This is a genomic window from Amycolatopsis sp. NPDC102522, assembly GCF_055584485.1.
On record NZ_JBVJLY010000022.1, the window covers coordinates 74,094 to 100,939 of the forward strand.

Sequence of the window (26,846 nt, forward strand, 5' to 3'; positions counted from 1 at the left end):
GCATTCGACGACGCATGCTGGAGGCGGCTGTGACACGTTCTCGTTGGAGAAGACTCGCTCGGATCGCCGCGGTGGCGGGCACCGCACTGACCCTCGTCGGACTCGCTACACCGGCTGTCGCGGCAGAGAGACAGGTGTACGTCGCGATGGGTGACTCGTTCTCGGCGGGCTCCGTGGTCCTGCCGCAGTCCGATCTGTTCACCTGCGCCCGGTCCGCGATCAACTACGCGGCCCTGCTGGCGAAGGAGATCAAGGTCGACGAACTGCGCGACGTCACCTGCGGCGGCGCGACCACCTCCGACTTCACCAATCCGCAGAAGGGCATCATCTCCGGCACCAACCCGCCGCAGTACAACGCGCTCTCGGCCGACACGACCTTGGTGACCGTGGGCATCGGCGGGAACGACATCGGGCTGGTCGGGCTCGCGACGTCGTGTGTGAACCTGCTTCCGGTGGGCGCCTCGTGCAAGGCGGCCAACACCGCGGGCGGGGTGGACAAGTACGCGACGAAGATCGACGCCTTCGCAGCGACCTACGGCACGGTGATCGAGCAGATCCGTCAGCGGGCCCCGCGGGCGGAGATCGTCATGGTCGGCTACCCGACCGGGATCAAACCCCGCGGCTGCTGGCCGCTCGTGCCGGTGCTGCCGCAGGACGCCGACTACATCCAGGCCAACATGGACCGGCTCAACGCGCGGATGGCCGAACAGTCCGCCGCGCACGGTGCGAAGTACGTCGACATCCGGACGCCCAGCATCGGTCACGACGCTTGTCAGCCGATCGGTGTCAAGTGGATCGAAGGGCTGATCCCGTCGGTGGTGAACAACAGCTTCGCGCCGTTGCATCCGAACGCCGCCGGGCTCGCGGCCGCGGTGCCGAGCATCCGCAAGGTGCTGTAGCTCCGAGTGTCATGAAAGGGGCGTTCCTGACGAAATTCGTCAGGAACGCCCCTTTCATGACATCCGAGGGGACTAGGTCAGGCCGTCGGCGCCCAGTACAGGAGCCGGGTCGGGGAACCGGAACCCGGGTTGGTCACCTTGCCGTTGGTCGCCGCGTTGATCAGCGCGGTGGCCACCTGTGCGGGCGTGGCGGTCTTGTTGTTCTGCAGGAAGCGGGCCGCGACGCCGACCACATGCGGGGTCGCCATCGAGGTGCCGCTGATGGTGTTCGTCGCGGTGTCGTTGGTGTTCCACGACGACGTGATGCTGGTGCCCGGCGCGAAGATGTCGACCAGGTTGCCGTAGTTGGAGAAGCTGGACCGCGCGTCGGTGTTGGTGGTCGAGCCGACGGTGATCGCCTGGGTCACGCGGGCGGGGGAGAAGCCCGAGGCGTTCGCGTTGGAATTACCGGCGGCCACGCCGTAGGTGACGCCCGCGGCGATCGACCGGCGGACGGCGTCGTCCAGCGTGGTGGAGGCACCGCCGCCGAGGCTCATGTTGGCCGCGGCAGGCTTGACGTGGTTCTTGGTTACCCAGTCGATGCCCGCGATGACACCGGCGGTGGTGCCGCTGCCGGAGTTGTTGAGCACGCGCACGCCGTAGACCGTGGCGCCCTTGGCGATGCCGTACTGCGAACCGGCGATGGTGCCGGCGACGTGGGTGCCGTGACCGTTGCCGTCCTGGGCGACGGCGTCGTTGTCGACGAAGTCGTAGCCGTTGCGGGCCCGGCCGCCGAAGGTCTGGTGGCTGATCCGCACGCCGGTGTCGATGACGTAGACGTTCACGCCCGCGCCGGTGGTGGTGTAGCTGTACTTGTTGTCGAGCGGGAGGTTGCGCTGGTCGACGCGGTCGAGACCCCAGGACGGCGGGTTGGTCTGGGTCGCGTCCGCGTGGACGACCTGGTTCTGCTCGACCGACGCCACCGACGGGTCGGCGGCGAGCCGCTTGGCCTGCCTTTCCGAGAGTGTCGCGGAGAAGCCCTTGAGCGAGTTGCCGTAGACCTGCTCCACCTTCGCGCCGAAGCGGCTAGCCAGCGTGCCCACGACGCCGGTGTCCTTCAGCGTGACGATGTAGCTGTTCGGGATCGCTTCGGCGGATCCCGCGGCGAGGATCTGTCCTTCGGCGGCTTGCGCGGGGGCGGCGGTCACGCTGATCGCCACGGCGATCGCGCTCGCCAATCCGGCACGGCACAGCCAACGCGCTTGTCTCGTCTCTCGCATGTGTTCGTCCTGTCGTTCGCAGGGGGACCGGCCGGTCAAGACCACAGCGGCGGAAAGCGGCCCAGCTCGACCGCGTGGGACGGCAGCTGCCGAATCCCACGAAGATCGAGGTTATTGAGCGTTTGACATGTCCGATATCGGCTGAATGGGGCAGGACCGACCTTCGTCTGGCGGCCATTGGCGGCGGGTGCCCTGCACGGAAAGTGCACCTCGGCCCCTCCGTACCCTGTGGGTGGAACACCTGCCGAGCATCTGGAGTCCGAACCACCGTGTCAGCCCTTTCCAGCCTGCGAGCCGACTGCGAGAACTGCTTCGGTCTGTGCTGTGTCGTCCCGGCCTTCGCGGCGTCGGCCGATTTCGCGATCACCAAACCGGCGGGTCAGGCGTGCCCGAACCTGCTCGCGGACTCCCGGTGCGGCATCCACGACAAGCTCCGCACGAAGGGTTTCACCGGCTGCACGGTCTACGACTGCTTCGGCGCGGGCCAGAAGGTCTCCCAGGTCACCTTCGACGGCGAGGACTGGCGGAAGGCGCCGAAGACGGCGAAGTCGATGTTCGCGGTCTTCCCGGTCATGCGGGATCTGCAGGAACTGCTCTACTACCTCACCGAGGCGGCCGCGCTGCCGACGTCCGCGGCGATCCGCGACGAGCTGGCCGGGATGATCGACCGGACCGAGCGGATGACGCTGGAAACGCCCGGTGTGCTGCGGAAGCTGGACGTCCACGCGCACCGGGGCGAGGTGAACGGGCTGCTGCTGCGTGCGAGCGAACTCGCCCGCGCCGTTGTTCCGGGCAAGAAGAAGGACCGGCGCGGCGCGGACCTGATCGGCGCGAAGCTCAAGGGTGCGAACCTGCGCGGCGCGCTTCTTCGCGGGGCGTACCTGATCGGCGCGGACCTGCGGGGGGCCGATCTCCGGCAGGCCGACGTCATCGGGGCGGATCTGCGTGACGCCGATATCCGCGGCGCGGACTTCCGTGATGCGCTGTTCCTGATCCAGTCTCAGCTGGACTCGGCCAAGGGCGACGCGACCACCAAACTTCCGGAGTCACTCTCCCTCCCCGCGCGCTGGTAGCCCGCGTTTCGTCCTCTGAATGCGGGAGAGGCGGACGCAAAGTGCGCATCGGGTGAGCGGTTTGGCTGCGAGACTGGGCGCATGCGTGCCGATCGCCTGGTGGCCACCCTCCTGCTGATGCAGGCCCGTGGCCGCGTCACGGCTTCCGAACTGGCGGACGAACTTGAGATCTCCGTCGCCACCGCCCGCCGGGACCTCGAGGCGCTGTCGGCGGCGGGTGTTCCGGTGTATCCGCAGCCTGGCCGCGGCGGTGGATGGTCGCTGATCGGCGGCGCGCGGACCGACCTCAGTGGACTGTCGGCGTCGGAGGCGCAGGCGCTGTTCCTGCTCGCGGGCCCGGCGGCGTCGATCTCGCCCGAGGTCAAATCCGCGCTGCGGAAGCTGGTCCGGGCCTTGCCGGACACCTTCCGGGCCGACGCGCAGGCCGCCGCGGACGCGGTCGTCGTCGATCCTTCGCGGTGGGGTGAGCGGGAGAAGGACCGGCCCGAACCGCTCGCCGTGCTGCAGGCCGGGATCGTCCGCCGCCGCAAAGTCCGCTTCGGCTACGCGAAGAAGGGCGCGGAACCTGTCGAGCGGGTGGTGGATCCGTGGGGGCTCGTGGACAAGGACGACGTCTGGTACCTCATCGCGGGCACTGAGAAGGGCCGGCGGACCTTCCGTGTCGATCGCATGTCCGGCGCGGAGGTGAGCGACCTGCCCGCCGGCCGGCCGGACGACTTCGAGTTGTCGAGGGAGTGGGAGCAGGTGGTCGAGAGGGTCGAGCAACGGCGTTCGGGACTGGACGCGACCGTGCTCATCGCCGAGCGGCATCTGCCGATCCTCCAGGACCACTTCGGACGGCAGTCGCACGTCGAGGAGACGCTGGACGACGGGCGGGTGCGGGTGACGGTGTCGGCGCCGGTGGCGTGGATGATCGCCCAGCAGCTCGCGGGATGGGGCTCGATGATCGAGGTGCTGGACCCGCCGTCGGTCCAGGAGGAACTCGCGCGGATCGGCGCGGAACTGGTCGAGCGCTACGCGACGCCGGTGCGGTAACCCTGCGGGCTGACGCCATGCTCGCGTTTGAACGCGGTACTGAGCGCGAACGAACTGCCGTAGCCGACCTGCCGCGCGACAGAGCCGATCGTGACGTCGGGATGCTGGCGCAGGAGATCCGCGGCCAGCGCGATGCGCCAGCTGGCGAGGTAGGACATCGGCGGTTCGCCCACCGCGGCGGTGAACCGCCGGGCGAACGCGGCCCGGGAAACCCCGGTGTCGGCCGCGAGGCTCGCCACGGTCCATGGCTCGGAAGGCTTGTGCTGCAACAGTTTCAGTGCTCGTCCGACGACGGGGTCACTGTGCGCGCGATACCAGGCGGGTGCCGCGGCGTCCGGCCTGTCGAACCAGGTCCGCAGCGCGGCGACCAGGAGAAGGTCGAGCACCCGGTCCAGGACGGCTTCCTGCCCCGGCGTGTCCTTGACGATCTCGCCGGCGAGCAGTGCCACGAGCGGGTTCTCCCACTCCTCGTCCCGCACGACCAGCAGCGACGGCAACGCGTTGAGGAGCCGTTTGCTGATCTCGCCTTCCAGCGGGTACGTGCCGGTGAGCAGCACGACGGGGCCGTCCGGGTCGCTGCCCCAGGTGCGGACGCCGAGATCGGACAGCTCGGTGAGGTGCTGTCCGTCCGGGGTCAGGCATTCCTGTCCCGGCAGGATCATCGCCTGCGGCGGCGTGGCCGGGTCGTCCGCGACGAGATACGGGTCCGGGCCGCGGGCGATGGCGATGTCGCCGGTGCCGAGCCGGATGGCGTCCCCGCCATCGGGGACGACCCAGGACTCGCCGCGGACCTGCGCCATCACCGTCAGCGGCGCCTCGTCCTCGATGCGCAGGGACCACGGCGGGGTCATGACCGACTTCAGCAGGAAAGCGCCGCGGGCGCGAGGTCCGTCGAGCAGGCCGGCGAGAGGATCCATACCGAGAAGTGTAGACGATGAAACATGGAACAGAGCCTTTGAACTATGTTCCGTCTCATCCTGAGGCGCTTGACTAGTGCCATGACAAACACGAAGAACAACGAGACGGTCCTGGTCCTCGGCGCGACGGGCAAGACCGGACGCCGGGTGGCGCAGCGGCTGACCGACCAGGGGATCGACGTCCGTAAGGGCTCGCGGCCCGCGTTCGACTGGGACGACCGCTCGACCTGGACCGCCGCGGTCACCGGGGTCAGCGCGGCCTACCTGACCTACTACCCCGACCTCGCCTTCCCCGGCGCGGCCGAGGCGATCCGGGACTTCTCGAAACTGGCTGTGGAGCACGGTGTCCGGCGACTGGTCCTGCTGTCCGGCCGCGGCGAGGAGGAAGCCGTCGTCAGCGAACAGGGCGTGCGGGACTCCGGTGCCGAGTGGACGGTCGTGCGGGCCAGCTGGTTCGCGCAGAACTTCAGCGAGCACTTCCTGCTGGAACCGGTGCTCGCCGGCGAGATCGTGCTGCCCGCGGGACAGGTGACCGAGCCGTTCATCGACATCGAGGACATCGCCGACGTCGTCGTGACGGCACTGACCACCGACGGGCACAACGGCCGGGTGTACGAGCTGACGGGACCCCGATTGCTGAGTTTCGCGGACGCGGCGGCCGAAATCGGTAAGGCTTCGGGGTGGGATGTCCGGTACGTTCCGGTTTCCGCGGCGGAGTTCGCGGCGGGGGCGGCCGAACAGGGCGTTCCGGAGGAGGAGATCGAAGGACTGACCGACCTGTTCTCGCGAGTCCTCGACGGTCGGAACGAATCGCTCACCGATGACGTCGAGAAGGTGCTGGGCAGGCCCGCGAGGGACTTCTCCGATTACGCCGTGAAGGCCGCGGCCACTGGGGTCTGGAATCGATGAAACAAGCTGGAACGAGAAGGGAGACGACCGGAATGTCGACGCTGAGCGAGGTCGTCCTGATCGCGGCCGTCATCGCGGCGGGATTGATCGCGGGCCTGTTCTACGCCTACACGTGCTCGGTCATGCCGGGGCTGGGGCGGGCCGACGCCCGGACGTATGTCACGGGGATGCGGGAGATCAACATCGCGATCCTCAACGGCTGGTTCGCCCTCAGCTTCGGCGGGGCGCCGCTGCTCGCCGCGGCGGCCGCGGCCCTGCACTTCCGGTCGGAACTGCGGTCGGCGCTGCCGTGGATCATCGCGGGATTCGTCCTGCTGCTGGTGATGCTGATCGTGACCATGGCGATCAACGTGCCGCTGAACAACGCGCTGGAAGCCGGTTTCGACGGCGACAACACCGACTTCGAGGCGCTGCGGGCGAAGTTCGAGGGTGTCTGGGAACGGTGGAACCTGATCCGGACCTTGGCCGCGATCGGCGGCTTCGGGGCTCTGGTCGGCGGGCTGGTCGTGCACGCCCGATCCTGATCCGCTCCGCGCGCCCCGAGTGTCATGAAAGGGTCGTTCAGGACGTTTTTCGTCTTGAACGACCCTTTCATGACATCGGGAGTCAGGCGTCCAGAGCCTCCCGAAGCAGCGGAGCGAACGCAGCGGCCTCCGAGGCGAAACCGCCGTGGTCACCCGGGAAACAGGTCGGCTTCACCCCGAGACGACCGGCGGCGAGGACAGCGGCCTCGTGCGCGGGCTGCCCGGCCGAGGTCTCCCCGACACCGACGATGATCCGTGTCCCGGATGCCTTCAGCGCCTCGTAGTCCGGAGTGAAGTCCCCGATCATCTTCATCAGGTGGACGATGAAGAACTCGAAGTTCTTCTTCATCTCCGGTGGGAAGTCGCCTCCGACGCCTTCGAAACCGGCGCCTGCCAGGAACTTCCCGATCGCCGCCTCGATGCCGTGCTCACGGTGGATGTGCTGCAGCTCGCCGGCGGTGAGGCCGGGTTGCTGGTCCAGCAGGCTCACCAGCGGTGGTTCGTGAGCGACGAGCGTCCGCACTCGTCCCGGGTGGCGCGTGACGAGATCGAAAGCCTGCATGCAGCCGGCGCTGGACGCGAAGATCACCGCGGGTTCCTCGCTCACACTGTCGAGCAGGCGCAACGCGTCGTCGGCGTGGACCTCGACCCGTTGCGCCCCGTCGGGATCGTCGAGGGTGCTGCGGGAGATCCCGCGCGGGTCGTAGGTGATCACCGTGTAGTGCTCCGCGAGCGGTCCCGTGATCGGGGCGAACATTCCGGAGTCGGCGGCACCGCCGGGGATGCACAGCAGTACCGGGCCGCTTCCGGTGACGGTGTGGTGGAGCCGGGCGCCGCGGACGTCGAGTGTGGCCATGGGATGGCCCCTTCCTCTTTTTCTGGACTTGTCGCCCACCCGACGAACGGTGCCGGCGGGGACAGACACCCCGGCGTCAGGAGATTTCGGCGAGCTTTTCCGAAAGGTAGGCGCGTTCGGCGTCCGTGCCGGTGAGCGCGAGCGCCTCCCGGTAGGCCTCGGCTGCTTCCCCGAACCGGTCGAGCCGCCGGAGCAGATCCGCTCGGGTCGCCGGAAGCAGGTGGTAGCCGGGGAGACTGCCGTCCGCGGTGAGCTTGTCGACCAGTTCCAGCCCTGCCACCGGGCCGTCGGCCATGGCGACCGCCACCGCCCGGTTCAACTCGACGACCGGCGAAGGCACGAAGCGCAGCAGTTCCCCGTAGAGGGCGGCGATCTGGGCCCAGTCGGTGTCGGAAGCTCGGGCCGCCGCCGCGTGACAAGCGGCGATGGCGGCCTGGATCTGGTATTGCCCCGGGACTCCGCGGTGGAGCGCGGTCTCCAGCAGTTCGGTGCCCTCGGCGATCTCGGCGGTGTTCCAGCCGCCGCGGTCCTGGTCTTCGAGCGAGACGAGAGTGCCGTCCTCGTCGATCCGCGTGGCCCGGCGGGCGTCGTGCAGGAGCAGCAGGGCCAGCAGGCCGAGGACCTCAGGCTCGGCGGGCATCAGTCCGGCGAGGATCCGGGCGAGCCGGATGGCCTCGGCGGAGAGGTCGGTCCGCAGCAGATCGGTGCCCGCGCTGGCCGAGTATCCCTCGTTGAACAGCAGGTACAGCATCCCCAGCACGGCGGCCGTGCGTTCGGGCAGCAGATCCGACGGCGGGACACGGTACGGGATGCCGGCGGTGCGGATCTTCCGTTTCACCCGGACCAGGCGCTGCGACATCGTCGCCTCGGAAACGAGGAAAGCGCGGGCGATCTCGGCGGTGGTGAGCCCGGCCAGGGTCCGCAGCGCGAGCGCGACCTGGCCTTCCATTGGCAGCGCGGGGTGGCAGCAGGTGAAGATCAGCCGGAGCCTGTCGTCGTGGACGCCACTCTCGTCCCACTCCGGTTCGGCGGCAACGGTCAGCTCGGCCGCTTCCCGCAGCTTGTCCGCGCCGACGGCCTCCCGCCGGATCCGGTCGGTGGCGCGATTGCGCGCGGTCGTGGTCAGCCAGGCACCGGGTTTCGCCGGGATACCGTCGCGGGGCCAGGTGCGCAGCGCGAGTGCGAAGGCCTCCTGGACGCATTCCTCCGCCAGGTCCCAGTCGCCGGTGACCCTGATCAGGGTGGCGATGACCTGACCTGACTCCTCACGGAACGCCCGGGTGATCGCGGTGTCGAGTTCGGTGGTCACCGGAGCAGCCCTTCCAGCAGCGGAACGATCTTCTCCGGCGGCGGGTACGCGGTGACCTCGTCCCGCATCCGCCCGGCGGCCTCCCGGTAGGACGGTTCCTTCAGCACGGAGGACACGGCGTCGCGAATGTCTTCCGGTGTCGCTTCGATGACGTCGAGGACCGTGCCGAGCCCGAGCTCGGTGACGCGGTCGCCGTTGTGGGGCTGGTCGGCACCCATCGGCAGCAGCACCATCGGGAGTCCGTGCGCGATCGCGCCCAGCAGGCTGCCCGAACCGCCGTGGGTCATGGCCGCGTCGCAGTACGGGAGGACGTCGTCCTGGGGCAGGTACTTCGCGAGGTGGATGTGCTCTGGTTGCGGGCCGAACTCCGCGGGGTCGAGAAGGTTCCCGACGGTGACGACACAGGTCGCGTCGATGTCGCGCAGGCCGGCAAGCACCCGGGCGAACAGGTCGCCGGACTCGGTGTTGAAGATCGTGCCGAGGGTGAAGTAGAGCGACGGGCGGCCTTCGAAGTGCCAGTCCGGCACTGGCCCGCGACCGGGAACGGGGCTGTGGAAGGACTGCGCGGTCGCCGGCAGCGGGAACCGCGGATCGCGGAAGCTCGCGGGGAACGGGGAGAGCACGAGATGCCGGTAGGCCGCCTCCAGATTCCGTTGCGGAGGAAGCCCGTGGACGGCGCGGACCTCGTTGAGCGCGTCGTCCACGAGGTCGGGGCGGATCAGGGCACCGGCGGCGGTGACCAGGACGGTCGCGTGGGGGAGACCGAGCTTTTCGGCGGCGATCATCGAGCCGTGATCGGCCTCGTCGCAGACGAGGAGGTCCGGTACCCAGCGTGCACAGAGCGCCTGGACGTCTTCCGCGCGCCGGGGCGCGGTGCGGCGGACGAAACCGTCGCGAAGGTCGGCGTCCTCTCGCTCCCTGTCGACGGGGAGCAAGGGGTGGCGTTCGCCGCTGCTGCCGAGGTTCGGGCCCGACGGGAACACGGTGAAACCGGCCGCCTCGACTATCGGGACCATGAGCGGCTCGCCGGTGAACGCGATCGTGTGACCCGCGGCGGTGAGGGCGCGGGCGAGGGGCAGCAGTGGCCGGAAGTGGCCGTTGCCACCGGCGAAAGTGAATAGGACTCGCACACGATCGACCCTATCGGCGGGACCGGTGGTTCTCCCGGCGTTGCCTCGCATCCCACCCTGCCGGGCAGCGCTACCCTGCTGTGGTGATCGATACGGACGCCGACGAGCTCCGGCTGTGCGCGCTGGAAGGCTGCGAAAACCCGTTGCCCCCGCCCGCGGTGGACGCCGAGGGGAAACGCAAGGGCGGGCGGCCGTCGGCCTACTGCAGTAAGACGCACGCCGACTCCGCGTCGCGGGCCCGGCGCGCGGCCGCTGTGGCGAGCGTGGCGGACCCGCTGCTCGAGGTCCGCCGGATCGCCGACGAGTTCACCCCGACGGCGGCGTCGCTCGTGGAGTTGCTGGGCGCGATGCACTCGCGGTTCGACGACGCCGCCGAGGCGGCGCTGGGCCGGGTCACCGAAGCAGAGGCAGAGGCCGCGACGGCGCGGCGCGAGGCCGAAGACGCTCAGCAGGCCGCGGCGAAGGCCGATACGGCGCGAGCGACCGCGCTGGCCGCGTCGCGGGACGACAAGATGGCCAAGGCCAAGGCGGAACGCACCGCCGAACAGGCCTTGAAGGACGCCGAGGAGACCCGCCAGCGCGCGTGGACCGAGATCGCCGCCCACGAACGCGCCCGGGGCGCCGCGGAAGCCGCGACCGTGGCCGCCGAACGCTCCCGTGACGCGCTGACCTCCGATCTCCGGGCACTGCGCGAGGACTTCGCGGCCGTCCGGGACGAGAAGACGCGGCTGACAGCGGATCTTGGCGAGCGGGACACGGCGCTGGCACGGGCGGTGGCCGAACTCGAGGCCTTGCTGGACCGGCTCGACGAGGCGAAGGCGCGAGTGACGGTGTCCGAAAAGGACTGTGTCGCCGCGCGTGCGGAATCGGCAGGCCTGCGGGGAGACCTGGACCGCGTCCGGGCCGATCTGGCGCGGGAGCACACCACCCGCAGCCTGGCCGAGGCGCGGGTGACGGCGCTGACCGAAGAACTGGCGCGCGGGCAGGCCCGTGCGGTCGCGGATCAGGCGCGGTACGACGACGTCGTCCGGCAGCTGGCCGAACTCGCCCGTCCACCCGTCGTCGAGGACAAGCCCGCGGACTGGGATCCACCAGCGCGAGACGCCGACACGAGCGTGTCGTAGTAAACTGAGGTCAACGCGTGACGACGGGGTGGTACCTGGATACCGGCCAGGTACCACCCGTCAGTTCACCGCCGTCAGTGGCAGTAGGCGAGAATCGTCAGCGAGCTCCACATCGCCATGGTGTTCGACGTCTGCAGGCTCTGCAGCTTGAGAACCGCGGCCATCTCCTTCACCTCCTCCGGATTCCTCGTCGGGTCAAGCGGTGGTCAGTGGCAGTAGCCGAAGATGCTCGCCGAGCTCCACATCGGGGTGTCGCTCTGCATCTCCAGCGCCTGCAGCTTGAGAACTGCGGTCACGATGTTCACGTCCTCTCAGTGGCAGTAGGCGAGAATCGTCAGCGAGCTCCACAGCGCGATCGTGTTCGACGTCTGCAGGCTCTGCAGCTTGAGAACTGCGGCCATCTCCTTCACCTCCTTCTTCGCTCAACGGACAGGGGAAGCACCGGCCGCCGCCGGTTTCTCACGCCGGCGGCCGGGCAGACCGGGGAACACGGATCCGCCGTGGCGGACCGTGTGCACGGTGGACAGCACACCGGCGGCGCCGGTGGCGAGGTCCATGGACAGTCGCAGGAGCTGATCGCCGGCCACGCCGGTGCCACCGGGCGCGGGCACGGCGTGACGCAGGAGCGTCGGCAGGTCGTCGGCCGTGCCCGCCACCGTGATCAGCCCGGCCCTGCCGGTGAACAGCCCGGCGTGGACATTCCAAGGTGGGACCCGGCAGCCGGCGAGCAGGCCGTCGTGAGCCAGCGCCAGCATGGCGTCCGTCCGGTGCTCGAGCAGTGCCTCGACGGCCAGCGCCACCCCGGCGCTGCCGTCGGCGAGGTAAGGCAGCAGCCTGCTGCCGTCGTTGACATGCAGGGCTCCTTGGGCATCCGGCTCGCAGCGGGCGAGATCTTCTTGGAGGGCGGCGGCCGCGGCGTCGAGCCAGGAGGCGTCACCGGTCGCCTCGTACAGCCGGGTGAACGCGAGGCTGATACCCGAGAAACCCCGGAGAAGACCCGGAATCCGTGGTGCGAACGGGCTGCCGAGCGCGTCCCGGAGCCGGAGCCCGTCTCGTATCGCGCTTTCCGCCTGCTCGGAATCGCCCGTCCACGCCGCGAAATCGAGCTTGCCCAGCACCAGACCGGCGAGGCCGCCGGCGAGATGGCAGACGGTCAACGGCCGATCCGGCTTCCGGCTCAGCAGGTCCAGCGCCGCGTCCCGCGCACCCAGCCGGTACAGCGCCCACGCGACGCCGAGCCGCCCGTTCAGTAAGCCGGGGCCCTGGTGATGCCCGGTCAGCGCGTGATCCACCAGCCAGCCGACATGCTCGTCGGGTACCGGCTGCCCGGTCAGGTGCAACGCGTACACCACGCCCGCCGCGCCGTGTGCCAAGCCGAGACCGGCACCGGGAAGCTGCATCGCGTCCCCCGGGTACAACCGGTCGTCGCGATCGAGGGTGGCGCTCGCGGTGATGGCGGAGCCGATCGACCGGCAGACCGACTCCCACGACCGGCCGTCCATCGTGGTTTCGGCGGGGGTGACGACGGGCACCGCCTCCTGGAATCGCAACGCGCTCGCGATCCGGGCCACGAGTCCGTTCGGCAGCGGGAATTCGCGCCGGGCGTGGATGAGGAGATCGTCGAAGCAGCCGGGATCGAGTTCGGCCATCGCGGTCAGCGGCAGGAAGCCGAACAGCGCCACACAGGCGAACGCGTACTCGTCGGCGGCGACCGGCGTGAGCCCTGCCGGGGGACGGAACCCCGGCGCCGCCATCGCCGCGCGCGACCCCGACCCGACGGTCGAGGCCGCTTCGAAGTCGATCAGGCACAGTCGCCCGTCCGGCCGGATGAGCACATTCTGCGGATGGACGTCGCCGAACGCGAAACCGCGGGCGTGCAGCGTGGCGAGGATGCCCGCGAGCTCGTCGAGCACGGGCAGCGCCCAGCGCACGAACGCCGCACGATCGTCGTCGTCGCCACCGGCACGCAGCAGCGGGTTCCGGCGGGTCAGCTCCTGGTACAGCGTCGGTCCCTCGACCAGCTCCATCGCCAGGAAGTGGTGTTCCCACAAGGTGAAGTACTCATGGACTCGCGGCACGAACCCGGTGTCCGCCAGCTCGGTGAGCAGCTCGTGCTCGTGGGTCAGCCGGGTGACGGCGTCGCGACCGAGCGCGTCGAGCCCGGCGTGCGGGCGTGCTTCCTTGACCACCACGGCCAGGCCGTCGCCGCGTCGGGTTCCCTTGTACACCCCGCCGCCGTTGGAGAAGTGCAGGGCTTCGGTGATGTCGTAGGGCAGCTCGGCGGACGCTTGTTCGTCGAGCGCGGCCATTCGCTTCGCGAGGAACTCCGGCACGGCCGCCCACGACGGTGGTGCGAACACCGGCAGCCGGAGATCCGGTTCCGGCGTGCCGTCCGGGGCTTCGATGGACGGTACAGGCACGCCGTCGTCGTCGAGGGTGAACGTGCCGACGAAGCCGCCGTAGCGGACGAAGACCGGGGAATCACCCCAACGCAGATCGCTGAGCACGTACGGGCCTTCGCGATCGGCGAGCAGCGTGGCCAGGTCGTCGAGAATCCGCTCGGTCACCGTGTCGTCGGCGGGGTAGAGCGTGAGGACCTTCCCGCTCGACGCGCGAGGGGCGTACTTCCCGTTCGTCAGCCGGACCGCGAACTCGCTGCGGAGGAACTTCAGGGCGACGCCGTGGCGCAGGCAGTAGGCGAGGACGTCCTCGATCGTCTTTTCCGCCTCGTCCAGCCGGGCGGTGACGTGGATTTTCCAGCCCTGCCGCGGAATCTTCGTCTCCGGGGCGAACGAGACCCACAGTCCTTCCTCGGCGCGGCGCCAGTCTTCCGGAGGCGGCACGGTGGCGACGGTGTAGAGCTCGTCCTCGGTGCGGCTGGGGTCGTCGTAGAACAGCGGGTTCGCCACACTCGCCAACGCGTAGCGTTCGAGGGAGGTCATTCAGGGCTCCAGGTGGACGGGGACCGTGTTCGGACAGCGGACGACGGCCTGATCGAGGTAGCCGGGAGTGCCGGCGAGCGCGACGTTCGGGAACAGCCGCTCGAGACGGCCGATGGCAGTGCGGATCACCACTTTGGCCAGCAGCGCGCCGAGGCAGGAGTGGACACCCCAGCCGAACGCGAGATGCGGGTTCGGCCGTCTGCCGAGCAGGAGCTGGTCCGGGTCGGTGAACCGGTCCTCGTCCCGGTTGGCCGACCCGAGCATGGCCAGCACCAGGTCGCCGCGGCGCAGACTGAACCCGCGGAAGTCGAGGTCGTCACGGCACATCCTGCCGAGCGCCTGCACGGGACCGCTGAACCGCAGCAGCTCTTCGACCGCGATGTCCTCGTCTCCATCGATCAGCCTGCTCGCGTGTGCCTGAAGGGTGACGAACGCGTTGGCCGCGGCGCTCGCCACGGACATGTAGCCGGGGGAGAGCAGCAGCCGGAAGCTGTGCACGGCGACGTCACGCTCCACGCCCGCCTCGCGGTAGTGCCTGGAGACATGGGCGATGATGCCGTGCTTGCCGGGTGCCCGCATGCAGCGGTCGACGATCCCGCTGAGTGTGGCCCGCGAGCTGATCGCGGCCGCCTGGCGCGCCTTGTCGAAGACACCGTCCATGCTGGCCGCCATCGCCTCGGCGGCCAGCGCGACGGCGGGTCGATGCGCTTCGGGAATGCCGACGAGCTCCGCTATCGCGTGCAGCGCGAGAGGTTTGAAGTAGTCGGCCAGCAGGTCGACCGGGCCGTGCCCGGCCAGGCCGGTCAGCTTCGACGCGGCGAAGGCGTTCAGGCCTGCGGTGAGGGAGTCGAGATCTCGCGCACGGTACGCGGCGGTGAACAGACCGCGCAGCCCGTGGTGTTCCGGAGGGTCCATCGTCTGCAGGGTGTAACTGGTGGCGGGCACCGGAACCCCGGCGCGGGCCGGATCGGAGGTGAACCTCGTGCTGTCGCGCAGCACTTCCACGCAGTCGCCGTAGCGGGTCACCAGCCAGGCTCCGCTGGCCTCGTCCCAGTACACCGGCGCGTTGCGGCGCAGGTGTGCGTAGGCCGGGTACGGGTCCGCGAGCACGGATTCGGAAAGAAAGTCGACTTCGACCGCTGGCACGCCATCGCCTCCCATGGAATTCCCCCGGTTTCGTTCCGCGATTAGCCGTGTTGACAAGCGACAAAGCTAGGTTGATCGCCGTTCCGATGTCAACGCATTCGGTTCACTTTCGGGAAATATGCGCACCATGACCGGGTCGAACGAGGGCGAAGGATGTACACCTTTTGATCATTTCGACGATAAATATTCGTCCAAGGATTCACCGTGAGGGTGCGTGAGTACGCGCGGTGATGACACTAAATAGTCGACTTCGCGGGATCTGGCCGATATACTGTCGCGGTCGTCGCGGTATCCTGAGTGTTGGTCGAGGTGGGGGTCACGACCATGAAAATTGTTGAAAGATGTATTGATCTGGTACTGATGGGTGGAAACGATCTCTTCCACAATGGATTGCGCGCATTGCTGGACAGGGATCCGTCATTCCGGCTGACGGAAGACGTCGAGGGCGCGGTCCAGGTCGATGTGATCATCGTGGATCTGGACTCGATCGATGTCGACGAGTCGTTTCGGATAATAGACAGGTGGCACTCCTGTGGAATCGTCCTCATCGGTGGCGAGAGGGAGCAGGGGCGAGTCCGTGAATTACTTACAAGAGGCGCATCCGCATATTTGCGGAGAACTGTGCTATTCGATCAGCTCGCGGCCACCATAAAGTCCGTCTCGGTAGGGTCCGACGATATAGTGATAACAATTTCGCGAGAGGATCTTCCGCTATTCGCTGCTGCCACGTCGGTACACCTTTCGGCGCGCGAGACGGACGTGCTGGAGCTTGTTTGCCAAGCGTTGAAGAACGACGAGATCGCCAGGCAGCTCTTCATTTCGCAGGGCACGGTGAAACGTCATCTGGCGAACATTTACGCAAAGCTCGGCGCGGTGTCACGGATCGACGCGCTGAACAAGGCGGTGGCGGCGGGACTGCTGTCCACCCGGCAGGCGGGCCCCGACTCAGCCCGCGCCACGTAGCACCTCGGCCGCCCTGCCGCGCAGGGACAGCGCCGCCGGGACGAGCGCGGAGAGCAGCACGATCCCGAACACCACACCGAGAATCGTCAGGTACTGGCTCGGCGGCAGCACCGGGATCCAGCTGCCGTCGAGCGTCCTGGCCGTGGCGATCAGGCCGGCCAGCGCGGCAACCGTCCCACCCGCCATACCGAACACGGCCACGACACAGGCCTCGCCGCCCACCATGATCAGAACCTGCCTGCCGCTCGCGCCGAGCAGCCGGAGCCCGGCGAGTTCGCCTCGCCTCTGCAGGGTCGACGTGACCAGCGTGTTCGCCACGGACAACCCCGCGTACAGCGCGACCAGCCCGATGATCAGGTATCCGGCGTACCGGGCTTCACCCTGGTCGACGGTCAGGTTCGCCAGGTAGTCCGATTCGGACTGTGTGCGAAGGCCGAGCTTGCCCAGGTCGCCTTCGCTCAGGTATCCGGCGGTGGCACGCGGATCGGCCGATCGCAGGAGTACCGCGCGCGCCGGCGTGCCGGACGATTCCGGCAGGTCCGGTGAGAGGACGAAGTCGCCGAACCCCAGTGAATGCCGGTAGACGGCGGCGATCCGGACGGGGCGGGCCGCGCCGGCGGCGTCCCAGGTGCGGATCTCGTCGCCCACGTGCCAGCCGTTCGGGCCTGCCATCGTCGCGCTCACCGCGACCGTCGCCCCGCGCAACCCGGTGAGCGTTCCCTCGGTGAGGCCGAGATCGAGTACGGGCCCGGCGTCACCGGTGTCGAGCGCGACGGCGCCATGCGCCAGAGGGCGGTGTTCGCCCAGCTCGGTGACCTCCGCGATGAGGGAACCACCATGGATCGCGGTGGCCGCGGTGACGCCGGGTGCGGATCTGATCGCGGCCACGGCCCCTGGGGTAAGGCCGCCGGATCGGCTCGCGATCAGATCCGCGGTGGTGCGCTGCTCCTCCTGCTTCGCAGTCGCGTGCTGCTCGGTCGCGCCGGTGAACAGGAGGCCGCAAGTGAGCCCGACGGCGAGGATCACCGGCACCGCGGCCGTCGCCACCAGCCGGGGACGGAGTGTGGTGTTGGCGCGGGCGAGCAGGCCGGCGACGCCGGAGAGGCCGCTGACCGCGCGGCCGGCGACGGCGATCACCGGACGGCTGATGGCCGGGCCGAGCAGGACGAGCGCGGTGATCAGCACGACCAGCACCATCGAGGAGGCGGCGAGCCCGCCCGCTCCGCCGAGTCCGGGGGAGAGCGCCGCCAGCGCGAGCCCACCGAGGAAGAGCAGCAGGCCGGAAACGGTCCGGAGCAAGGGAATCCGGCGGTCCGGTTCCGAGGCTTCGCGCAACGCGTCGGTCGGCCGGACACGGCTCGCCTGCCGGGCGGCCGACAGCGAGGCGAGCTGGACGACGCAGACGGTCAGCGTCACCGCGATCACCAGCGGCAGCGGTCCGCGGATCAGGGTGAAGCCCTCGTCGGTGAAGCCGAAGCGCACGAACAAGGCACGGATCCCGTCGGCGACCGGCGCGGCCAGCACACAGCCGACCCCGCCCGCCAGCAGGGAGATACCCAGGGCCTGCACCGCGACCAGTCGCCGGATCTGGCGGCGGCTCGCGCCGATCGCCCTGATCACGGCGATTTCGCGGTGCCGCCTGGCGAACACCAGGCCCAGCGTCGAGCTGACCACGAACACGGCGGCCACGAGTGCGAACCCGCCGATGTTGCTGATCAGGCTGACCAGTCCTTCGACGGCGCCCCGGTCCGAACCCGCCAGTGCTTCGTCCTTCGCCGTTCCGGAGAGCACCTCGACCCCGTTGAGCCCGGCGAGCCGATCGGCCACCACCTGCCGTGTGGTGGGATCTGCCAGCCGCACCCCGATGAGGTCGATCCAATGATCGGAGCCGGTGAGCCGCCCGACGTCGGCGGGCACGAAGTACACCGCCTGCTCGGATCCGTCGCTCAACCCGGTCACCCGGAAGCCGGACGGGGCTTCGAGCGTCCGCACCGCATCGCCGACGCTCACGCCGAGCCGAGCCGCGAGCTTCCGGTCGAACGCCACCTCGCCCGGCCTGCCCGGCGCGCGACCTTCGGCTACCGGTGTCGGCGCTTCCCAGGCCCTGCCCAGCTGGGCGGCGGCGTGCCCGGTGAGGACGGTGACGTCGAACGTGGCCATGGGGACCGCGGCGGAAACCCCCGGGACAGCGGCGGCCGACCGGACGAGATCATCGGTCAACCGGGGAGGTGCGGCGAGGGCGAGTCGCACGCTCTTGTCGTGCCCGCCGATCTCCACCGGGATGTCCACAGTGGACTTGGCGCGGACGACCAGGTCGGCGGAGGATCCGCGTGGCTGGCCGGTCGGCTGCCGCAGCGCCGACTCGAACAGGATCCCGCAGGCACCTACGAGAGCCGTCGCGAGCACGCCGGCGCAGATGGCGCCGAGCGCTCCGGCGAGATGATGGCGCAGGGAGCTGAACGCGAGCCTGAACACGTCATGCCCCCAGCTCGGCCAGCCAGGAACCGATGCGCTCCGCACTGGGTGACATCAGCTCACCGGCGACCTTTCCGTCGGCGAAGAACACCACCCGGTCGGCCGTCGCGGCGGCTCGCGGGTCGTGCGTGACCATCACGACCGTCTGGCCCCAGGTGTCGACGGTTTCGCGGAGCAGTCCCAGCACGTCGGCACCGGCACGGGTGTCGAGCGCTCCGGTCGGCTCGTCGGCGAAGACCACGTCCGGTCCGGTGAACAGCGCACGGGCGATCGCGACCCGCTGCTGCTGCCCGCCGGAAAGCCGGCTCGGCAGGTGCCGGGCCCGGTCGGCCAGCCCGACCCTGGCCAGCAGTTCATGAACGGCTTCCCGCCGCACCCGCTGCCCGGCCAGCCTGCCGGGCAGCGTCACGTTTTCCGCTGCGGTCAGGGAATCGACCAGGTTGAACGACTGGAAGACGACCCCGATCCGCCGTCGGCGCACGTCCAGCAACTTCGACTCGCTGAGCCGGGTGAGATCGGTGTCGCCGAGGTGGATACGGCCCTCGTCCGGTTTGTCGAGCCCCGCCGCGCAGTGCAGAAGCGTGCTCTTGCCCGAACCGGACGGACCCATCAGCGCGGTGAAGGTACCCGCGGCGAAGGTGAGTGACACTCCGTCCAGAGCGAGAACCCGTCCTTCGCCGCGTCCGTACCCCTTGCGCACCTGATCGAGCCGGACTTGCGCCGGCCCCGCTCCGGCCACAGGCCGTACCCTCCGAGTTTCTTCTCCCCCAGATACCCGCATCGGCCGAGGATAACAAGAATCCCGCCCGGGAAACTGGTTCTTTCGCTGCATTCCGATGGTTCACTCGGAGAGTTGAGTCTGATTACGCACAATTGAGACTAAAGATTCCCGGCGGCGAATCTTTCGATTCTTTTCGGCTATCCGGAGCTGAATGTGGCTACTCCGGTCTCGTACGCGACGATCGCCGCCTGCACCCGGTTGCTCAGTCCCAGTTTGCTCAGCAACCTGGCCACTCGGCTCTTCACCGCGGGCTCGCTGAGATCGAGTTCGCCCGCGATCTCCAGGTTGGAGTACCCGAGCGCGATCAGGCGCAGGACGTCCAGTTCCCGCGCGGTCAGCTCGCCGAGCCGGTCGCGGGCGCAAGCCACCGCCGAGTCCGGCTTCGCGGTGCCGGGGTCCCGGCGGCGTGCCGTGATCGGCGGGCCGTCCGCGATGTACTTGCGCAGGATCCGGCGGGTGATGCTCGGTGTCAGAATGGATTCACCGGCCGCGACGACACTGATTCCGGCGGCCAGTTCGTCGGGGGAGCTCGTTTTCAGCAGAAATCCGTTCGCGCCCGCGCGTAAAGCCGCGTAGACGTAGGAGTCGAGATCGAACGCGGTCAGCACGAGCACCGCCGGACATTCCCCGAAGTCGGCGGGCCAATGGCCGCGCAGTTCGGTTATCGCGTCGACCCCGTCGATCTCCGGCATGCGGATGTCCATCACGATGACATCCGGCCGGTGCCGCAGCGCGGTCTCCAGCACGCGGCGCCCGTCGGTGGCCTCGGCCACCACTTCGAGCTCGCCGCGGCCGTCCAGCAGCAGCCGGAGTCCCGCGCGCACGACATCCTGGTCGTCGACGAGCATGATCCGTAACGTCACGGTTCCTCCACGACCAGGACGGCTTCGACCCGGTAGCCGCCGTCGACCGGTCCCGCCTCGAGGCTGCCGCCGAACAGCGCCACCCGCTCCCGCATCCCGACCAGCCCGCGTCCCGAGCTCGGGTTCGGCGTCGTCTTGGTCGCGCTCCGGCCGTTCACCACTTCGACCCGCAAGGCGTGCGGAAACCGTTCCACCTCGGCCCGGACGGTGGTCGGACCGGCGTGATTGACCACGTTCGTCAGCGCTTCCTGCAGAATCCGGTACGCGGCGGTCTGCACCGACTCCGCCACCTGCAGCGCGGCGGGGGCGATCGTCACGGTGACCTCGTTGCCCGCCGCCCGCACCGGTTCGACCAGCCGGGCGACGTTCCGCAGCGACGGCTGGGTGCGCTGTTCGCCGTCGTCGCTGTCGAGCAGCCCGACGATCCAGCGGGCCTCGGAGATCACCGCCTTGCTGGCGGCGCCCACGTGGCGGAGGCTCGTCCTGGCCGTGGCGGGGTTGACCTCCAAGGCCTCGCTCGCGGCGTAGGCGTGGACGCTGATCGCGCTGATGTGGTGGGCGACCGCGTCGTGCAGGTCCCTGGCGATCCGGCTGCGTTCGGCGATCACCGCCCGTTGCGCGTTCTTCTCCTGCTCGCGCCGCAGTGCCTCGGTGAGCTGGCGAGTGCGCTGATGCTGCGCGCCGAGCAGCCATGCCGTCCCGAACAGGAGCAACCCGCTCAGGTACGGCGTCACCGACGTCGTCTGGCCCAGGATCGCGGGGACGGCTTGGCTCCACACGACGCTCAGGACACCGGAGACGACCTGCGCTCTTCCGGAGAGGAAGTTGCCCGCGCTGTAGACGGCCAGCAACGCGGGGATGTCGCCGAGCGCGGTGGGGTAGCGGCCCCAGGCCACCACGAGAGCGACGCCCAGTACCGCGGCCCACGCCGGGAGCGGCCATTTGTGGCGGATCGCCAGTGGCCAGGTGCCCGCGGCGGAGAGCACGAGTTCGACGACGAGGCGCTGGCCGGACTCGGCGTGGGTGAGCAGCCATGTCCACCAGATGGCGCACAACACGGACGCCAGCACTATGTCCTGCACCAGCGATGGCGGCGACCTGCGGGATCGCCACCAGGTCGATACCCAAGTCATACGAAACCTCCCCCAGGTCATGATTGCCGGAAATCGTGCCGGCCGGGCAGGGCCGTGAACGAAGAAGACACGAACAGACGAATCGCCGCGAAAGTACCGCATCGGAGATTTCGGCCCGCGAGAACACCGGCGCCTCCGGACGGCCGAAGATCGTTACGCGGGCGGGGTTTCGAGCCCGGCGCTCACGAAGGCAGTTCGGCTCCCGAGGCGTCGGAGTCACCGTTGACCAGTTGCTCGACCCCGTCCAGGATCCGCGCCAGGCCGAACCGGAAGGTGTGCAGCGGCGCGCTCGCGGCGCCGTGTGCCTCGCCTGCCGCCTGCCCGATCCGCGCCGCCAGCGGGAACAGTCCCGCGTCGGCTTCCGGGATCTCCGCGAGGACAGGGGCGCTGGCCGTCCACCACTCCATGTCCGTCAGCCCGGACCGCCGCACGAGACTGGCCGATTCGACCGAGCCCCGTGCGATGCCCTGGACGAAGCCGTTGACCATGGCCACCACGGCGTCCATCTCCAGATCGGTGAGCCCGATCGCGTCGACGGCGGCCAGTTCACGTTCGTGCTTGGCGAAGGTGTGCGGGCCGAGGGGAAGACGGCCGGTGGTGAGCTGCAGCATCCACGGATGCCGGTGGTACATCTCCCAGGCGTCCTCGGCGAGGATAGTCATCGTGACCCGCCAGTCGTGACTCTCCGGCGGATCGGTCAGTTCGCCGTGGACACGGTCCATCATCAGGTCGAGCAGTTCGGCCCGGCTGGGGATGTAGGTGTAGATCGTCATGGGGGAGACGCCGAGCTTCTCCGCACCCCGGCGCACCGACAGCGCGGTGATCCCCTCGGTGTCGGCGAGTGCGATCGCGGCGGTGATGATCTCCTCGACGGTGAGCTTGGGTTTGGGGCCGCGACGGGGTTTCTCCCGTACGCCCCAGAGCAGTTCGATGGTCCGTCGTGGATCGCCCGTGCCGGTGTGGTCCGCGTCCGTCATACCGCTTCTCTCTACGGTGTACAGAGTTGTGCTATCCTGAACTGTACACCGTACAGAGATTGGGGCTGAGTGACGTCTCACGACGGTTTCGGCAGTGTCGTGTTCGAACCGAAGAATCCTCCTCGGACCAGCGGATTCGTCTTCTGGAACGCCGAGGGGAGCACGCCGGGGACCGGGGAGGTGACAGTCGCCCTCCCCGAGCTCGCCACCGTGCCGTGCGTGCGGCTCCCGATGGCCGAGGCGCTCCCCGCGCTGCTGCGGCTTCGTGAGAGCGAGGATTCCTCCGCGCGCTTCTGGAGCACGGCGGCCACTGCGGCGTTGAAGCTCGCCGAGGCGGGCCGGTTGCTTCCCGGGGTCACGGAGTCCGATGTGGACGCCTGGCGCGCGGGCCCCTTGGAGCTGTCCGACGCCGCCTGGCTGCGCGAGCTGTCCGAGGCGATGCCTGCCCGGGCGCGGGCGATCCCCGGTGACGGAAAACTGTTGCCCGCCCGGTATCCGTTGCTGCGCGCGTTCCTCGATGCCGTGGCCGACACCCTTCCCCGCACTCCCGCGGCCGCGCAGGCGGCCGGGGTCAAGGCCTTCGCCGCTCCGCCCGCGCACCGCGTCCCTCAGTTGCGGGACTGGGCGGCCGAGGTCGCGGCAGGGCTGGACTCCGGGGTCCGGGTCTCGATCCGGATCGAGGCACCCGAGGAAGACTTCACGATCGGCCGCTTCAGCGGGGTCGTCCAGGTGCACAGCCTCACCGATCCCGGTGTCCTGATCGACGCCGCCGCGCTCTGGTCGGGCGATGACCGGTTCGGCCCGCGGGCCAGGATCGACGTGATGCTGGCCCTGCGCCGCGCCGCCCAGCTGTGGCCACCGCTGGAACCCCTGCTCGGGGCCGCGGTCCCCGACGAGGTGCGGCTCAGCGACACCGACATCACCGAACTGCTCACCACCGCCGCGACCCTGCTGGCCACGGCGGGTATCGACGTCCACTGGCCCGCCGGTCTCGCCCGCGACCTGAGCGCGAAAGCCGTCGTCGGCGGGGGTGACGCGCCACCGGACGACCTCCCGTCCTTCTTCGCCGGCGGCGCGCTGCTGCAGTTCGACTGGCAGCTGGCCCTCGGCGGCGCTCCGCTCACCGCGGCCGAGATGGACGCGCTGGCCGAGGCACACCGTCCCGTCGTGCGGTTGCGCGATCAGTGGGTGCTCGTCGACCCGGCGCTCGCGGCGAAGGCGCGGGATCGCGCCTTGAAACCGCTGACACCGATCGACGCTCTCGGCGCCGCCTTGAGCGGGACAGCCGAGATCGACGGTGAACGCGTCGACGTCCTCACCGACGGCTGGCTCGCCGCGCTGCGGGAAAGGCTGCTCGCACCGCCCGAACCGCAGTCCCCGCCGCGGGGTCTGGCCGCGACCCTGCGCGACTACCAGCTGCGCGGCCTGCAATGGCTCACGGCGATGACGTCGATCGGGCTCGGCGGCTGTCTCGCCGACGACATGGGCCTCGGCAAGACGATCACGCTGATCTCGCTCCACCTGCATCGCGCGGACGGCCCGACCCTGGTCGTCTGCCCCGCGTCACTGCTGGGCAACTGGGAACGCGAGATCACCCGGTTCGCCCCCGGCGTCCCGGTGCGACGGTTCCACGGCACCGAGCGCTCGCTCGACGAACTCGGCGACGGCTTCGTGCTCACGACCTACGGCACGCTGCGCGTCGACCCGGAACCGCTGGGAGCGGTCCACTGGGGACTGCTGGTCGCCGACGAGGCCCAGCACGTCAAGAATCACCGCTCCGGCACGGCGAAGGCTTTGCGGACGCTGACGTCGTCGGCGCGGGTGGCGTTGACGGGCACCCCGGTGGAGAACAATCTCAGCGAACTGTGGGCGATCCTGGACTGGACGACACCGGGACTGCTCGGCACCATGGCCGACTTCCGCCGTGTGTGGGCGAAACCGGTCGAGTCCGGAAAGGACCCCGACGCGGCGGAGCGCCTGTCCCGGCTCGTCCGGCCGTTCCTGTTGCGCCGTCGCAAATCCGATCCGGGGATCGCGCCGGAGCTGCCCGCCAAGACCGAGACGGACAGGCCGGTGACGCTCACCGCCGAGCAGGCGGCCTTGTACGAGGCGACGGTGCGCGAGCTGATGGCCGAGATCTCGAGCAGCGAGGGCATCGCGCGCCGGGGCCGGATCGTCAAACTGCTCACCGGGCTCAAGCAGATCTGCAACCACCCGGCGCAGTACCTCAAGGAACCGTCGGAGGCGGTGCTGGACGGCCGGTCGGGCAAGCTCGAACTGCTCGACGAGCTCCTGGGCACGATCCTCGCCGAGGACGGCGCGGTGCTGGTGTTCACCCAGTACGTCGCCATGGCACGGCTGCTGGAGCGGCATCTCGCGCAGCGCGGCATCGCCACGCAACTGCTGCACGGCGGCACACCCGTGCCCAAGCGCGAGGAACTCGTGCGCCGGTTCCAGGCCGGTGAGGTGCCGGTGTTCCTGTTGTCGCTCAAGGCGGCGGGGACCGGGCTGAACCTCACCCACGCCGATCACGTCGTGCACTACGACCGCTGGTGGAACCCCGCGGTGGAGGACCAGGCGACCGACCGCGCGTACCGGATCGGGCAGACCAGGCCGGTGCAGGTGCACCGGCTCATCGCCGAGGGCACGGTCGAGGACCGGATCGCGGCGATGCTGCGGGAGAAACGCGCGCTCGCCGACGCGGTGCTCGCCGGGGGCGAGGCCGCCCTGACCGAACTGACCGACGCGGAGCTGGCCGATCTGGTCGAGTTGAGGAGTCGCCGATGAGTACGCCCGACGATCGTGTCCGCGGCTTCCCCGCTTTCGGGCCTCAGGGCGGACACGGCCAGTTCGCCCGCTCGTGGTGGGGCCGCGCGTGGATCAACGCGATGGAGGACACCGCACTGGACCTGCGGCAGCTCAAACAGGGCCGCAAGTACGCCGCGGCGGGCCGGGTCGGCACGATCACGGTCAGCCCCGGGCGGATCGCGGCGGTGGTCGACGACCAGGAAGGCCAGTACCGCACCGAGGTCCGGCTCGCGGAACTGACCGGCGAGGACTGGGACCGATTCCTCGACAGGGTCGCCTCCCGTGCCGGGCATCTCGCCGCGCTGCTGGACCGGGACATGCCGCACGACCTCGTCGAGGCCGCCGACGACGCCGGGGTGCATCTGCTGCCCGGGATCGGTGACCTCGACCCGGACTGCGACTGTCCCGGCTGGGAGCTGCCGTGCCGTCACGCCGCGGCCCTGTCGTTCCAGGCCTCGTGGCTGCTCGACGCGGATCCGTTCGTGCTGCTGCTGATGCGGGGCAAGGGGGAGCGGGAGCTCCTCGACGAACTGCAGCGGCGCAACGCTCCCCGGTTCGTGCGCACGGGGGACGACGACACCCCGGCCGAGCGGGCCTACGCCGCCGACCCGGGCCCGTTGCCGGACCTCGCCGCGTTCGCGCCCACCGGCGGCCCGACCGTGCCGGAAGCACCCGGCATCCCGGCGGAGACCTTCGCGCTGCTGGCCGCCAACGCGAGTCAGACGGCCACCGCGCTGCTGACGTCGCGGCCGAAACTCACCCGCAAGCAGGACGCCGTCCGCCTCGCCGCCACCCGTCCGGAGACCGCCGACAGGCTGCGCCCGGCCGAGAGCGGTGAGGACTTCGACCGCGCGGTGCTCGCCTGGCGCCACGGTGGCCGGGCCGGTCTCGAGGTCCTGGAGACCGCGTGGACTCCGCCGTCGCAGGCGATGGGCCGGGCACGGGCCGCGTTCACCGAGGTGGTGGACGATCCCGGCGAGGGCCTGGACGTCGAACGCAACCGTTGCGCCGTCCGCGGGACAGGCGTGCAGGTGCGGCTGGGCAAGGACGGGCTCTGGTACCCGTTCCGGGATCAGTGGCCGGCCGGTCCGCCCGAAGCCGACCCCGGTGCGCTGTTCGCCGCCCTGCTCGGCTGATCCCACTGCTGTCCTCGCCGCAGTTCGTCCAGGTGCGGCGAGGACAGGTGGAGGATCCGGTACCGGACCTCGTCCGATTCGGGTGCCTCGCCGGTCCAGAGGCTGTAGCGCACCACCTGCCAGGTGCGCGGGTCGACGGCGAGCGCGCCCGAATGCGCCCCGTCCTGGCGCAGGTGCTCGCGAAGCCCGTCGAGAGCCTCGCCCAGGAAGATGACGGGGTCGGTCTCAGCGGGGATCGAGACGACGTGCTTTCCCGCCGAGAGCGGTGGAGTGCCGAAAGCGGGCCCTTCCTCGAACCCGAGCACGGTCCAGTGCTGCACGGCGGGGCGCCCGAACGAGTCGACGATGCCGCTGAACGGGCCGCCGAACAGGAAGGCGCTCATCCCGGCCTCGTCGTGCCACAGGTAGAAGGGCGAGTACTGGTTCAGCGTCGAGCCGTCGACGCCGCGCTCACGGATCCCGTACACCTTCAGCCCGAGGCCGCCGAAGTCGTCGAGCAGATGCCCGCGCGTGGCGACGCGTTCGCGGATGATGCCCATGTCGTAGTCGGCGGGGAGGGTGATCTCGTACTGCATCGCATGCATGTC

At 69.6% G+C, this 26,846-nt stretch carries 22 protein-coding genes; 9 read left to right on the forward strand and 13 right to left on the reverse strand.

Translation table 11 applies throughout. From position 1 onward, the window contains the following. Window positions 1-71 precede the first annotated feature (71 nt). Window positions 72-899, forward strand: a complete 828-nt coding sequence (locus ACZ6YV_RS35275) for an SGNH/GDSL hydrolase family protein (protein WP_465513798.1) — start codon at window positions 72-74, stop codon at window positions 897-899. Window positions 900-976: 77 nt separating this feature from the next. Here the strand turns inward: ACZ6YV_RS35275 and ACZ6YV_RS35280 are convergent, their stop codons facing one another. After that, entirely contained in the window at window positions 977-2,158 is a 1,182-nt protein-coding gene (locus ACZ6YV_RS35280) for a S8 family peptidase (RefSeq protein WP_465513733.1), read from the reverse strand. A gap of 269 nt (window positions 2,159-2,427) precedes the next feature. On the opposite strand from ACZ6YV_RS35280, the gene ACZ6YV_RS35285 reads away from it, so the two are divergent. Both ACZ6YV_RS35285 and ACZ6YV_RS35290 read left to right on the forward strand, forming a co-directional pair. Then, window positions 2,428-3,231 carry a pentapeptide repeat-containing protein gene (locus tag ACZ6YV_RS35285; protein ID WP_465513734.1) on the forward strand — a complete coding sequence of 268 codons (804 nt, stop codon included), beginning with the start codon at window positions 2,428-2,430 and terminating at the stop codon, window positions 3,229-3,231. An 81-nt stretch (window positions 3,232-3,312) separates the two neighbouring features. Then, window positions 3,313-4,266, forward strand: a complete 954-nt coding sequence (locus tag ACZ6YV_RS35290; protein WP_465513735.1) for a helix-turn-helix transcriptional regulator — start codon at window positions 3,313-3,315, stop codon at window positions 4,264-4,266. Here the strand turns inward: ACZ6YV_RS35290 and ACZ6YV_RS35295 are convergent. After that, on the reverse strand, window positions 4,245-5,183 hold the full coding sequence (locus tag ACZ6YV_RS35295) for an AraC family transcriptional regulator (protein WP_465513736.1): 939 nt from the start codon (window positions 5,181-5,183) through the stop codon (window positions 4,245-4,247). The two genes, ACZ6YV_RS35290 and ACZ6YV_RS35295, sit on opposite strands and share 22 nt — an antisense overlap. An 81-nt stretch (window positions 5,184-5,264) precedes the next feature. Between ACZ6YV_RS35295 and ACZ6YV_RS35300 the strand changes: the two genes are divergently transcribed. Both ACZ6YV_RS35300 and ACZ6YV_RS35305 read left to right on the forward strand, forming a co-directional pair. Beyond that, complete coding sequence (locus ACZ6YV_RS35300; protein ID WP_465513737.1) at window positions 5,265-6,092, forward strand: Rossmann-fold NAD(P)-binding domain-containing protein; 828 nt, start codon at window positions 5,265-5,267, stop codon at window positions 6,090-6,092. Between the two features lie 32 nt (window positions 6,093-6,124). Then, window positions 6,125-6,616, forward strand: a complete 492-nt coding sequence (locus ACZ6YV_RS35305; protein ID WP_465513738.1) for an anthrone oxygenase family protein — start codon at window positions 6,125-6,127, stop codon at window positions 6,614-6,616. Between the two features lie 82 nt (window positions 6,617-6,698). Here ACZ6YV_RS35305 and ACZ6YV_RS35310 read toward each other — a convergent pair whose 3' ends face one another. From ACZ6YV_RS35310 to ACZ6YV_RS35320, 3 genes are all read right to left on the reverse strand, one after another. Next, a complete protein-coding gene (locus ACZ6YV_RS35310; RefSeq protein WP_465513739.1) occupies window positions 6,699-7,472 on the reverse strand; it encodes an alpha/beta fold hydrolase in 774 nt (257 codons plus the stop codon). A gap of 76 nt (window positions 7,473-7,548) precedes the next feature. Further along, window positions 7,549-8,781, reverse strand: a complete 1,233-nt coding sequence (locus ACZ6YV_RS35315; RefSeq protein WP_465513740.1) for an RNA polymerase sigma factor — start codon at window positions 8,779-8,781, stop codon at window positions 7,549-7,551. After that, window positions 8,778-9,911: a glycosyltransferase gene (locus tag ACZ6YV_RS35320; protein ID WP_465513741.1), complete on the reverse strand. Its 1,134-nt coding sequence runs from the start codon at window positions 9,909-9,911 to the stop codon at window positions 8,778-8,780. Before ACZ6YV_RS35320 ends, ACZ6YV_RS35315 begins: the two co-directional genes overlap by 4 nt. 83 nt (window positions 9,912-9,994) lie before the next feature. Between ACZ6YV_RS35320 and ACZ6YV_RS35325 the strand changes: the two genes are divergently transcribed. After that, the gene (locus tag ACZ6YV_RS35325) at window positions 9,995-11,035 is read left to right on the forward strand and encodes a hypothetical protein (RefSeq protein WP_465513742.1); all 1,041 of its coding nucleotides are present in this window, start codon (window positions 9,995-9,997) and stop codon (window positions 11,033-11,035) included. A 422-nt stretch (window positions 11,036-11,457) separates the two neighbouring features. On the opposite strand, the gene lanKC is transcribed toward ACZ6YV_RS35325, so the two are convergent. Together lanKC and ACZ6YV_RS35335 are read right to left on the reverse strand one after the other, a co-directional pair. Next, the gene (lanKC, locus tag ACZ6YV_RS35330) at window positions 11,458-13,977 is read right to left on the reverse strand and encodes a class III lanthionine synthetase LanKC (RefSeq protein WP_465513743.1); all 2,520 of its coding nucleotides are present in this window, start codon (window positions 13,975-13,977) and stop codon (window positions 11,458-11,460) included. Further along, complete coding sequence (locus tag ACZ6YV_RS35335; protein WP_465513744.1) at window positions 13,978-15,123, reverse strand: cytochrome P450; 1,146 nt, start codon at window positions 15,121-15,123, stop codon at window positions 13,978-13,980. A gap of 297 nt (window positions 15,124-15,420) precedes the next feature. On the opposite strand from ACZ6YV_RS35335, the gene ACZ6YV_RS35340 reads away from it, so the two are divergent. Beyond that, a complete protein-coding gene (locus ACZ6YV_RS35340; protein WP_465513745.1) occupies window positions 15,421-16,086 on the forward strand; it encodes a response regulator transcription factor in 666 nt (221 codons plus the stop codon). On the opposite strand, the gene ACZ6YV_RS35345 is transcribed toward ACZ6YV_RS35340, so the two are convergent. The 5 genes from ACZ6YV_RS35345 to ACZ6YV_RS35365 form a co-directional block, all read right to left on the reverse strand. Further along, the gene (locus ACZ6YV_RS35345; RefSeq protein WP_465513746.1) at window positions 16,069-18,561 is read right to left on the reverse strand and encodes an ABC transporter permease; all 2,493 of its coding nucleotides are present in this window, start codon (window positions 18,559-18,561) and stop codon (window positions 16,069-16,071) included. The two genes, ACZ6YV_RS35340 and ACZ6YV_RS35345, sit on opposite strands and share 18 nt — an antisense overlap. A 1-nt stretch (window position 18,562) precedes the next feature. Further along, window positions 18,563-19,300: an ABC transporter ATP-binding protein gene (locus ACZ6YV_RS35350; protein WP_465513747.1), complete on the reverse strand. Its 738-nt coding sequence runs from the start codon at window positions 19,298-19,300 to the stop codon at window positions 18,563-18,565. A gap of 179 nt (window positions 19,301-19,479) precedes the next feature. Continuing rightward, window positions 19,480-20,205, reverse strand: coding sequence for a response regulator (locus ACZ6YV_RS35355; protein WP_465513748.1), 726 nt, complete (start codon window positions 20,203-20,205; stop codon window positions 19,480-19,482). Next, window positions 20,202-21,338, reverse strand: coding sequence for a sensor histidine kinase (locus tag ACZ6YV_RS35360; protein WP_465513749.1), 1,137 nt, complete (start codon window positions 21,336-21,338; stop codon window positions 20,202-20,204). Before ACZ6YV_RS35360 ends, ACZ6YV_RS35355 begins: the two co-directional genes overlap by 4 nt. A 182-nt stretch (window positions 21,339-21,520) precedes the next feature. After that, window positions 21,521-22,315: a TetR/AcrR family transcriptional regulator gene (locus ACZ6YV_RS35365; protein ID WP_378240377.1), complete on the reverse strand. Its 795-nt coding sequence runs from the start codon at window positions 22,313-22,315 to the stop codon at window positions 21,521-21,523. Between the two features lie 69 nt (window positions 22,316-22,384). Here ACZ6YV_RS35365 and ACZ6YV_RS35370 point away from each other — a divergent pair, with 69 nt between their 5' ends. Further along, window positions 22,385-25,102, forward strand: a complete 2,718-nt coding sequence (locus tag ACZ6YV_RS35370; protein ID WP_465513750.1) for a DEAD/DEAH box helicase — start codon at window positions 22,385-22,387, stop codon at window positions 25,100-25,102. Further along, a complete protein-coding gene (locus ACZ6YV_RS35375; RefSeq protein WP_465513751.1) occupies window positions 25,099-26,259 on the forward strand; it encodes an SWIM zinc finger family protein in 1,161 nt (386 codons plus the stop codon). The genes ACZ6YV_RS35370 and ACZ6YV_RS35375 overlap by 4 nt, the downstream gene beginning before the upstream one ends. Here the strand turns inward: ACZ6YV_RS35375 and ACZ6YV_RS35380 are convergent. After that, window positions 26,196-26,843: a DUF4865 family protein gene (locus tag ACZ6YV_RS35380; RefSeq protein ID WP_465513752.1), complete on the reverse strand. Its 648-nt coding sequence runs from the start codon at window positions 26,841-26,843 to the stop codon at window positions 26,196-26,198. The genes ACZ6YV_RS35375 and ACZ6YV_RS35380 overlap by 64 nt on opposite strands. Between the last annotated feature and the right edge of the window lie 3 nt (window positions 26,844-26,846).